Origin of the sequence: Nitratidesulfovibrio oxamicus (assembly GCF_015731765.1) — a bacterium.
GTDB lineage: Bacteria > Desulfobacterota > Desulfovibrionia > Desulfovibrionales > Desulfovibrionaceae > Cupidesulfovibrio > Cupidesulfovibrio oxamicus.
Genome location: NZ_VRYY01000799.1, coordinates 1 through 10986, shown reverse-complemented (window position 1 = coordinate 10986; position 10986 = coordinate 1). Strand labels below are relative to the sequence as shown.

Here is a 10986-nt window from a genome sequence, read left to right as displayed (position 1 = left end):
CACGCGCTCCAGCGCCGCGCCGCCCAGCACCGCCACCCGGCCCGTGCGGGCCGCCTCGGCCATGACGTCGGCCAGGGCTCGGAAGTGGTCGTTGGTGGTGGACAGGATTTCGTCGCGCATCTGCTGGCGCGCCGCGTCGGAGTCACCCACCAGGCTGCGGTACAGCGCGGCGGAGCCCTTGGCGTCGGGCAGCATGTGCCTGTCCACGTCGCCGATGGCGCCCACGATGGCGTTGGCCAGTTCGGTGGACGACAGCGAGACGCGGCGCAGGTAGTCCGCCGTGGCGTCGTACACGTCCAGCGTGGCGGCCACGTTGGGGTCGCGGTACGAAACCTGTGTCAGCAGGCCGCTGGCCCGGTCAAAGGCGCAGAACGCGCCGTACGCCCCGCCCTGCACGCGCACCCTGTCCCACAGGAAGGCCATGCGCAGGTGCTTGAACACCACGTTGGCCGAGCCGTGGTAGGCATAGCCAAGGCCGTACAGGTCCGCCGCCTTGCCCACGTAGTTGACCTGGGCAGGCATGACCAGCGCCTCGGCCTCTGCCGCGATGCCTGCGGGATGCCACCCGTCGGTCTGGGCCGGGGCAGGCGCGTCGGGTAGCGCGGCGGCAAGGGAAGCAGCCGGTCCGGACACCAGCCCTGCCACATCGGCATCGGCGGTAAGGTTCATCAGGCAGCCGGAGCGACGCAACACAAAACCGCGCAGCGCCGCAAGGTCGGCCAGCACGCCGTCCCAGTCCTGTTCCATGCGTTCGGCCAGGGTGCGCAGGAAGGCCAGATACGACACGCCGGTGGTGGCCTCGTCCAGCCAGCCCGCCGCGTTGTAGCCCGCGCGCAGCCGGGCCATGACGATGCCGTGGCCGGAGGGCACCAGCACATGTTCCTGCCGCGCCTTTTCTTCCAGCACCATGCGCCGGAAACGCTCGCGGTCGTCGAACTTCGCCTCCAGCAGCACCTCGGACAGGATGTCGTACAGCGCGGGCACGTTGTCGCGGGTGGCCTTGCCGTGCACCACCAGCCGCGCCACGGGTTGGCGCGCGCCAAGGGTGGTTGCGAACAGGGTGTCCGCCTCCATGCCGCCGGTCTTGCGGGCGATGCGCATGCCAAGGTCCACGAAGTCGCGCTTCGCGGTGCCCATTTCGAACAGGGCGCGCCCGAACAGCGGGACCAGAGGCACCAGATGGGCGGGCACGGCGGAAAGGTCGAAGGTGGTTTCGGTGTAGGCGATGCCCGAGGTGTCCAGGTCGTGGAACAGCACGGGCACCGCGCCCGCCTGCCGGTCCTCGCTGGGGATGGGCCGGTTTTCCCTCGGCAGGTCTTCCAGCTGCAGGCCGGGGATGGCGGCCAGGGCTTCCAGGCTGTCCGGAGCTTCCTGCAAGGTTCGCAGGGCGCGGGTTTCCTCCACCATGGCCACGCGCTCGCACTGGCGCAGGCCTTGGCGGTATGCCTCCAGCCCGGCGGCCTCGGCGGCCTCGCGCCGGTCGGCCAGCGTGCGGTCCGGGGTCAGCAGCACCGTGGCCACGTGCTGGTTGTCCAGCAGCCATTGGCGGATCAGCCCTTCGAAGTACCGTTCGCCCGAGGCAATGCGGGCCTTGATGGACGCCAGCGGCCCTTCCCATTCCAGCAGGGCCAGCGGGTCGCCGTCATACAGCCAGGTGGTCAGGCTGCGCACCATCACCGCAAGCCCCACCGGGTAACGACCGGAATTGTTCTCGCGCAGGGCGAATTCCACGCTGTTCACGGCGGCTTCCACGGCGTCGGCGGGCAGGCCGTCCTCCGCCAGGTCGGCCAGGGTTTCCATGATCAGCATTTCCACGTCGGACGCGGTCTTCGGTTCGATGCCCTTGAGGCCCACGGAGAAATACATCTGGCGCAGGTCGCTTTCCAGGCCCACGCCCGCCACGTCCTCTCCCAGGCCCGATTCGATCAGCGCGCGCCGCAGGGGCGAGCCGGGCAGGCCCAGCAGGATGTGCTCCAGCATCTCGAAGGCGAAGTTGCGCTCCACGTCGGCGGTTTCGCACAGCAGCCAGTTCATGGTCACCATGCCCCTGTCGTCGCCCTCTGACGCGGCGTAGGGGACTTCAAGCATGCGCGGCGTGTCCGAGCGGGGCTGCAAGGGCACGGCGGAATCCACGTTGATGCGGTCGAAGCGCGCCAGCACGGCGGCCAGGCAGGCCAGCCGGTCCTCTTCCGGGTCGTCGCCCCAGAAGAAGAAACGGGCGTTGCTGGGGTGATAGTAGGTGGCGTGGAAATTGGCGAACTGCTCGTAGGTCAGGTCCGGGATGTGTTCCGGGTTGCCGCCGGAATCGAGCCCGTAGGTGATGTCCGGGAACAGCGCCTGCTGCGACTGCTCGGAAAGGATGGATTCCGGCGATGAATACACGCCCTTCATCTCGTTGTAGACCACGCCCTTGTAGGCGAAGGGGCCTTCCGGCGCGTCGGCCTCTATGTGCCAGCCTTCCTGCCGGAAGATTTCTTCCGTGATGCGCGGAAAGAACACCGCGTCCAGGTACACGTCCACCAGATTGCGGAAGTCCTGCAGGTTGGCCGAAGCCACCGGGTAACAGGTCTTGTCCGGGTAGGTGAAGGCATTGAGGAAGGTTTGCAGCGACCCCTTCAGCAATTCCACGAAGGGTTCCTTGACCGGGTACTTTTCCGACCCGCAGAGCACCGAATGCTCAAGAATGTGGGCCACCCCTGTGGAATCGGAGGGCGGCGTGCGGAAGGTGACGCCGAAGACCTTGTTCTCGTCGGCGTTGCAGCAGGAAAGCAGTTGCGCGCCGGTAGCGCCGTGGCGCCACAGGCGGATGCGGCTGTTCAGTTCATGGACGGTGCGCTCGAAAACGAGATCGAACCCGTGGGATTGCATGCGTGGGATTCCTCCGTAGGGGGATGTCATGACTGTGCAGGGCTGGGGCAAGGCCGGGGCGGATCTGGCCCGCAAGGGGGGGCAAGGCGGCATGGCCGAAAGGGCGGCCCGGTCGGAACGGCGCGCCTGAAGCCGTGCGCTTTGCCATGGCGTGCCGACGCCCCGCGGCTCTTTACCATGAACATTTCGCGGCGTCATGGCAACCGGGACCACGCAGGCATCGGACGGGAGGCGACGGGGGAACATCTGGGCGGCAGCCCCGCAACGCCACAGAGGAGGAGCCGCAACAGCCAGGCTGGCAGAAGAGACGGAGCGGACGTCCTCGGCAGAAAAACAGCTAGTTCCCGGCGCCGCCAGGCCAGGCAGGCTCCACCCGGTCGCGCCCAAGTCTCTTGGCCCGGTACAGGGCGTCGTCCGCCAGGCGGAACAATTCCGTGGGACCGGAGATGGCCAGCCGTTCGGTGCTGGCCACGCCGATGGATATGCGCACCGGAATGCGCGTGCCCGGCCCCACCAGAAAAATGCCGTCGCGCACGGCAACGCGCAGCCGTTCGGCGGCGGCCAGGGCACCCGCGCCGCCCACGCCGGGCATGATCACGGCGAATTCCTCTCCGCCCACCCGCGCTGCCACGTCCTGTGCGCGCAGGCCCGCCCGCAGGATGCCCGCCAGGGTCATCAGCACCTGGTCACCTTCCTGATGGCCCCAGGTGTCGTTGACCTGCTTGAAGTGGTCGATGTCGAGCATGAGCAGTGAAAGATCGGCGTCGTCGCGCAGATGCCGGGCGAACTCCGCCTCCAGCATCAGTTCGAAATGCCTGCGATTGTACAGCGAGGTCAGGGGGTCCACCAGCGTCAGCCGTTCCAGGCGCTGTTCCTTGCGGCCCAGATGGTAGCCGAACACGGCAAACACCAGCACGCCGCCCACGGCCATGTACACGTTGAGCACCAGTTCATAGTCGGGGTGGGTGGGCGTGAGATCGAACAGCCAGCACAGCACCTGCCAGCCCAGCGGGGCACCAAGGCCCAGCGCGGCACCCTGGGCCAGCCGCAGCAGCCGGACCTTTGGTCGTTGCGCACCGCCCCCGCCGTTGCCCGCCATGTTCCACCCCCTGCGCTGGCTTATGAGACACCGCCCCTAGCGCATGTAAGAGCGCGCAATGCGAAACACGTCGTCGTAGCCCAGCCGGGCCTTGATGCCCAGGGCCAGTTCCACGGACATGGCCATCTTGTCGCGCACGTCGTCCAGCAAAACCAGCTTGTGTTTCTTCAGCCATTTGCGCACGAAGGGCACGTCAAAGCCGTCGGCCACCAGCGCCATGCCGTCAGCGAAGAAGCGCGAGCCCAGATGCTCCAGGAAGGGGCGGCAGGCCATTCTGCCATGGTGGCGGGAAAGCAGGACATAGAACAGCAGGGCCACGACAAGCCTGTCGTCCTGCAGGCGATGGGACACGTCGAAAAACCGTTCGGCGGGGGGCTTTTCCCCGGCCTGGCGCAACAGTTCCTGGGCGTAGCCCAGTGCCTTTTCGGTGGTGATGGGCGGGACGGGATAGAGCGCGGCGATGCGGGCCATGGTGCGCAGGGGGTTTTCGCCCCCGGCCACGTCCAGGACGGCCACGCGCATCAGGTCCAGCCGCCGGTTCAGTTCGCCGCGCAGCAGGTCGCCCCGCGCGGCGGCGCAACGGCGCACGCGTTCTTCGCCCATGTCACCGCTGAAGGCAATCTCCAGCAGATGCCGCACGAAGGGTTCGGAGGTGAACTCCGCCTCCTGCTCCACTCCCTTGAAGTTGCGGCGATTACCCACCAGCTTCTTCAGGGAAAGCCAGTAGGCGGCCACCCCTTCCATGGGCATTTCGAGCAGGTCGAAATCCCTGATGCTCTGCGCTGCGGTCTGCGACATGTCCCTTGCGCCCCTGCATGCTCACGGCGACCCGCCCCCCGACCGGTTCATTAGTGCAATGATATAACCGTTCCGGGTAGTTGACAAGAAGTCCCGTGAAACATTCGCCGCCAGCACGGGACTTCCCGGCGGGGCGAGCGACGGCTACGTGCACGTGGCGGGGACACGCGTTGCCCTGAACGCGTGACCGCTGGACACGCATGGGGCACGGTTGTCCCGGCAGGCATACCGCCGTTGACCCGCGATATGTGTCCCCACGGCGTGTGGTTGCACAAGGGGAAAGGGGCGAAGCCCCGGCATGCCACCCGACGGGATCGCGCCGCAATGGCGAGACACTTGCGGGGCAGGCAGGCCCGGCGAAACAGGCGGAACCGGAGGAACCGACAGGACTGCGGCGACGCACGGGCCACACGAGGGCCATCCCTGACGGGCGGATGCTGGGAGAAGCCTTCGGATCTGGATGGCTCTAGACGCTGACCAGCGAGTTGTCGGTTCCCGCAAAGGGGCAATACTCGTAGCTGTCGGCCCGGCCATCGTTGAGCCAGCCTTCGGCGCCACCTGCCAGCAGATAGCGGAAGCGGTACTCGCGCCCCGTCTCCAGTTCCACCTCGGCGACGAACGCACCGTCCTTCAGGCGGCGCATAGGGGTGGCCCGTTCGTCCCAGTCGTTGAATTCGCCCACAAGGTACACCTCGGCGGCCTCGCTCACCTCGTCCGCCTCCAGGCGGAACTTCACCTTGCAGGCGGGCCTGCTCTTCAGGAACTGCTTGGTCAATGCCATGTCTTACCTCCATGGTGTCCGGTCGCAAATCCGGACACTGTCGGTAAAAGGATACCCGGATATTGTGACAGGAACATTATCCATCCGAAAAGGCAACCCCGGAGAAAGATGGATCAGGAACAGGGCCGGGCGCAAAGAGAACGCGGACCGGGCGCGAGAGGGACCCCAAGGCCCCACCGTCGCCATGGCCTGCAAGCCGGGGCGGCCCGCCGTTTCACGCGCCGGAAGTCACGCCCGCGGACATCATGCGCGCCCGCATCGACGCCAGGCATCCACCTGCGAGACATGTGTGGCCCCGCCTCCCCCCCCCTCGCACACCGGAACCGGAGGAGCGCACCCCAAAAAAGCGAAACGCGCACCCTCCGACCCCAGCCGGAAGGTGCGCGCACGAAATTCGCGCCGGATGATCGACCATCCTCAGCCGTTGGCGGCTTTCAGCGTCTCTTCCACGCTGGCCAGCAGGGCCGCGTCGGACGGTGCGGCATCAAGCCCGCACAGGCCGCGCACGGCCAGCAGCAGCATGTCGAGTTGCATGGACATGTCGCACGCGCCGTTGTTGATGACGCAGCGGTCACCTTCCACGCGCAGGCGGTAGGCGCGGCGGCTGCGCGCGGCGCCGCTGCCGGAGACGATGTAGTAGATCTGCTCGTTGTCTTCGGTGACGTAGAGCTTCTGGCGGGTAAGCACGCCGGTCTCGTCGTCGTACCACGAGCATTCGGAGAACAGGCGCCCCTTGAACGCGATGTCGTGGCCCGCGTCGTTGCGCAGCGAAATGTCTTCCATCGCCCTGCAGGTCATGTCCGAACCCATGCGCGCCTCCTCACGATGTGGGAAGGGTTAGCTGTCGGGGGCCTTCCGGCTTCTTCGCCTTGCTCGGCGCCGGTCGTTCCGCGGGCGGCACATCCGCCGGGGATTCACCGTCGCCGAACAGCGCGCCGCCGCCCTGCGCGGTCCAGAAGGCTTCCAGGTCACTGCGCGATATGCGGTAGCCGCGCCCCAGGCGGGCAGCCCGCAACGTGCCGTCCTTGATGGCGCGGCGAAGCGTCTCCTTGTGACAGCTCAGGAGAACCGCCGCTTCCGCAAGGGTGAAGGTGGTCTTGGCCATTGGCGCGTCCTTCCGCATGCATGGCGCCCAAGGCCCATGCAGACACTGCGGGCACACTGCCCGCTCCGGCGCTTTTTGGCGCACCCCATGCCTTGCAGGCACGCGGCGCACCCACCATCCGGCACCCGCTACAGGCCTCGCGCCGCGTACTCTCGCGGCGGTCGGCCACCCGCCATGCCCCCCCGGTGCCGCATGGCGGCCCCGCATGGTCCGTCGGGAAGGCCGGAATATTCCGGCCTGCGCCCATCTCTTCGTCGGACTAGCACCTACAATCAACTGGTGTCAACAATACTCCACCTGGTGCGCACACGCATCACCATTATTTATCCAAGACGGTCCTTGGCCTTCCACGCCGCTTCCGGCTACACTGCGCTGTTACCGGCTACCCCGCCCTGTTGCCGATTGCCCCGGGCCGCCCCGGACCACCCTGACACGAACACGCCCATTCCCGTCCCTTCACCGCAACGGGCACCTCCACGCATCCTCAACGCCGCCACGGGCGGCAACCATGCACCTGCCGCCACTCCCGACGGCGCATGCCCATTGGCGCGCATTTTCCGCGCATATCGCTCGTGCATGTCCTCATGCATCTCGGGCCGTGCCCTTCCGCTCCGCGCCGCCAAGGTGCCCGGTGCACCCTGATCCCAGAACGCGAAAAGGCCCGCCCCCTTGCGGGAGCGGGCCGTGTTGCATCAAGCGCCGCGCGGGCGTCAGCCCTGCACGATCTCGCGCAGGCGCGCTGCCAGCGCACCAAGGTCGTTGATGGCCCGCGCCGCCTCTTCCATGCGCCGGGCCGTGTCGTCGGACAGGTCGCTGACCTGGCTCACGCTGCGGGTTATCTCCTCGCTGGCGGCGGACTGTTCCTCCGCCGCCGTGGCGATGGCCGTTACCTGGGCCGAGGTGTCGTTGACCAGCGCCACGATTTCGCGCAGCGCCTCGCCGGAACGGCCCGCCAGAGAGGTGGCGTTGTCCACGGCGCCGGCCACCTCTTCCATGCTGGCAATGTTGCGTGTGGCCCCGGACTGGATGGTCTCTATGGACCGACGCACTTCCTGCGTGGCGTTCATGGTCTTTTCCGCCAGCTTGCGCACCTCGTCCGCCACCACGGCAAAACCGCGCCCGGCGTCGCCCGCGCGGGCCGCCTCGATGGCCGCGTTCAGGGCCAGCAGGTTGGTCTGGTCGGCAATGTCGCTGATCACGTTCATGATCTGGCCGATGGATTCCGCCTGCCGCCCCAACTCGCCAAGGTTGCCTCGCAGCACGCCGGTAAGGCTGCTGACCTGCCCGATGGCGGCCACAGCCTCGTCCACCACCCGCGCGCCTTCCTGGGCACGGGCCTGGCCGCTGTCGGCCTGGCGCGATGCGTTGGCGGCGCTGCGCGCCACCTCCATGATGGTGGCGTTCATCTGCTCGATGGCGGTCACCGATTCGGTGATCAGGCCGCGCTGGTTTTCGGTGCCGCGCACCACGCCCTCGGTCTGGCTTTCGATGGATCCGGTGGCGTCGGCCACCTGCCCGGCCACGGAAACCAGTTCGGCGTTGACCTTTTCCATGCGCTCCATGTGGGCGTGCAGGTCGCGTTCCTTCATCACCAGCTCGGAAACGTCGCTGGCCACTTCCAGGTACCCGGCCTTGTTGCCGTGGCAATCGCGCACGATGTCGCCGTAGGGACGCACGAAGCGGGTCTGGCCAAGGATGTTCAGTTCCACGATGTCCGCCTCGTACCGGCCACCGCGCTGCATGGCCTGGTTGATGGGGCACTTGGAGGTGCCGCAGATGGAGGCGTTGAAGATGGAACTGCACCGGCGACCGCGCACCTTCTCGCCGTCGTCCACACCGGCGATGCGGGCCACGGCGGTGTTGGCGAGGATGATGTTGTACTCGTCGTCCACGGCAAACACCGGGTCGGGGATGGCGTTGACCACGTTCTTGTAGCCTTCCACCGAGCACAGGATGTCCTCGATCTTGCCCATCAGCCGGTTGAACCACCGGGCCAGTTGGCTGATCTCGTCGCGCCCCGCGTCGTTCAGGCGGTCATTCAGGTTGGCGCGGTCCTCGGTGATGTCGCGGATAAGCGCCACCACGCGGGATACCGGCGTGGTGACGAAGCGCGACACCAGCACGGAGAACACCACCCCCGGCACCACCAGCAGCGCCAGCAGCGCCACCAGCATGATGCCCGAGAAGCGTTCGAAGATGGCCGTGGCCGCGCTGATGTTCGAGGTATGCACGAACACGCCCACCTGCTCGCCCCGGTAATCCTTGACCGGGAAGGCCACCAGTGCGGTGTCGCCGCCCTCGGCGGTGCTCAGGCCGACCTTGCCGGCGGCCAGCAGTTGCGGGGTGACCAGCGCGGCGGCGGGAATCTGCGGATTGCCCGCGGCAAAAATGAAGTCGTTGTCCACGCGCGGATGCTTGGCGGCATCGGTCATGCCCTGGGTCAGCGATTGCAGCGAGGCGTTCATGTACAACAGCACGTCCTCGCCTTCGGCGCTGGAGGCGATCTTGAGCAGCGGAGCGAACTCGATGAGCACCTCCACCGAGCCGATCTGCTTGCCGTCCGCACCCTTTACCGGAGAAACGCCACGGATGTCGAAGCCCCCGCGCCCCACTTCTATGCCCTTCATGGGCTGGCCGGTGCGGTTCACGTCCATCACGGTCTTGCGGAAGGAGGAAATGTCGTCGGAAACGTCCAGGTCCTGCCCGTCGCGCTTGATCTGCTTCTTGCTCCACAGCCGTACCAGGCTGCGCCCGTTGGGCAGGTGGAAATGCAGCTTGAACTTGCGGCCCGTCACCGCCTCGAACGAGGCCAGGTGCGCGGCAAGCTCGCGGCGCAGGGCTTCGCGCGCCTGCTGCGCCATGGGATCCTTCTCGTCGTCCATCCTGCCGGAAAGCGCCGTGGCGTAGGCCGCCTGCACTGCCGGCAGTTGCGAGAACAGCGCGGCCTGCTCCAGCGCCTGCGCCGCCAGCAGTTCCACCGACTGGCTGACCTCGTTGGCCTTGGCCCGCGCCATCTGGCGTATGAAGACCCCCTTCAGGTCCGTCAGTTCGCCCGCCAGAAACCAGTATGCGCCGCCGCCCAGCAACAGAACCGACAGAGCGAAGGGGAGAAAGAGTTTTTGCCGAATGCCCATCATGACCCCCATCTGGGTGATTCCGCGCGCACCCCCGTGCGTACGGTATAACTTGCGACACTACCTGCCATATCGGAAAAAACAACAGCATGTCTAGATCGTGAAAACAAGAACTATCGTTCCCGACCTGCACGCTCCGACACGAATGGCATCGCCCGCCGTCTGCACACACCATCCGCACCAATGCAGCAAGCCTGACACCATGACGCCATCACGTCCATGGCATGAGCCGGTGTTATAGATTGTGCGTTGACGCCCCCCGCACACTGAGCCCCAGACCACAACGAAGCATGGCGCCGCCCTGCGCGGCAGCACGGACAAGGCGTCAGGTCTGCGTCGTCTGAGTTCATGCAGCCGCCCGGCAAAGCTCACGCGCCGAGCCACCACGACTTTTGGAGAATGGAATGATCTGCCATGCGCGCGACAAGCACGGCACGAGTAGGCACGGCACGAGTAGGCACGGCACGAGGCAGGCGTGACGATTCGTCGGTTCGACGGGACGGGGGGGGAAGGCTGGAGAAGGGCGAAACGCACTGCGGAACGAAAAACGGCCCCGCCGGGATGAAGGCAAGACCGCCATGCGATGACATGAGGCACGGGGGTTCGGGACGTACCAGACGGGCAGGTGCTGCCCGTTGCAACCACGTCCGGAACGACTCCGTCCGCTTCCGTCCGCTTCCGTCCGCTTCCGCCCGATCCCGTTTGGTCCTGTCCGGTTCTGTCCGATTCCGTTCCGTCCGGCCCGCTTCCGTCCGGTCCAGGCAGGCTCGATCCGGTTCAGCCGGGTTCAGTCCGGCTTGAAATGGGTGTCGTAGTCCGGGGCCAGGCAATCCAGCGTGCCGCCCATCAAGGCCCGGAACTTTTCCTGCGGCGGCACCTGCGGGGCGTCCCGGTGCTCGCATTCGGCCTGCCCCGGGGTCATGCGGCGCGCCTCGTCCAGGCTGCGGTATTCCATCACTCCGCAGAAAATGCACTTGAGATGCGTGGCCCGGCGGGTGCAGTTGCAGTCGATCTTGGCGAACTGATGCTTGCGCATCACACCCCCCGGTGCCCGGCCACGTCCGTCCGCGCGGCAAGGCCCTCGGAACCGGCAAGGCATCCCTCACCATCGCGACGCAGCACCAGCACCGCGCCGATGACCGCGCCGTCCGGCGCCCGGTAGGGCGAGACGCTGCACATGCACGGCTCGCCGCCGGGCAGC

Annotated in this window: 8 protein-coding genes; all 8 read right to left on the bottom strand. The window is 66.8% G+C overall.

The window, feature by feature from the left end; genetic code table 11:
• A partial coding sequence (locus tag FVW20_RS18675; RefSeq protein ID WP_196610742.1) for an insulinase family protein occupies positions 1-2868 on the bottom strand: 2868 nt, incomplete at its 3' end.
• Positions 2869-3205: 337 nt separating this feature from the next.
• Positions 3206-3967 (bottom strand): GGDEF domain-containing protein, encoded by a 762-nt coding sequence (locus tag FVW20_RS18670; RefSeq protein WP_196610741.1) that lies wholly within the window; start codon positions 3965-3967, stop codon positions 3206-3208.
• Positions 3968-4003: 36 nt separating this feature from the next.
• Entirely contained in the window at positions 4004-4765 is a 762-nt protein-coding gene (locus tag FVW20_RS18665; protein ID WP_196610740.1) for a hypothetical protein, read from the bottom strand.
• 466 nt (positions 4766-5231) lie between these two features.
• Complete coding sequence (locus FVW20_RS18660) at positions 5232-5546, bottom strand: isoamylase early set domain-containing protein (protein WP_196610739.1); 315 nt, start codon at positions 5544-5546, stop codon at positions 5232-5234.
• A 417-nt stretch (positions 5547-5963) separates the two neighbouring features.
• On the bottom strand, positions 5964-6356 hold the full coding sequence (locus FVW20_RS18655; RefSeq protein ID WP_167123502.1) for a hypothetical protein: 393 nt from the start codon (positions 6354-6356) through the stop codon (positions 5964-5966).
• A 10-nt stretch (positions 6357-6366) separates the two neighbouring features.
• Positions 6367-6651 carry a helix-turn-helix domain-containing protein gene (locus tag FVW20_RS18650; RefSeq protein WP_196610738.1) on the bottom strand — a complete coding sequence of 95 codons (285 nt, stop codon included), beginning with the start codon at positions 6649-6651 and terminating at the stop codon, positions 6367-6369.
• A 710-nt stretch (positions 6652-7361) separates the two neighbouring features.
• Complete coding sequence (locus FVW20_RS18645; RefSeq protein ID WP_196610743.1) at positions 7362-9785, bottom strand: methyl-accepting chemotaxis protein; 2424 nt, start codon at positions 9783-9785, stop codon at positions 7362-7364.
• Positions 9786-10572: 787 nt separating this feature from the next.
• Positions 10573-10821: a hypothetical protein gene (locus FVW20_RS18640; RefSeq protein ID WP_196610737.1), complete on the bottom strand. Its 249-nt coding sequence runs from the start codon at positions 10819-10821 to the stop codon at positions 10573-10575.
• Positions 10822-10986: the final 165 nt, after the last annotated feature.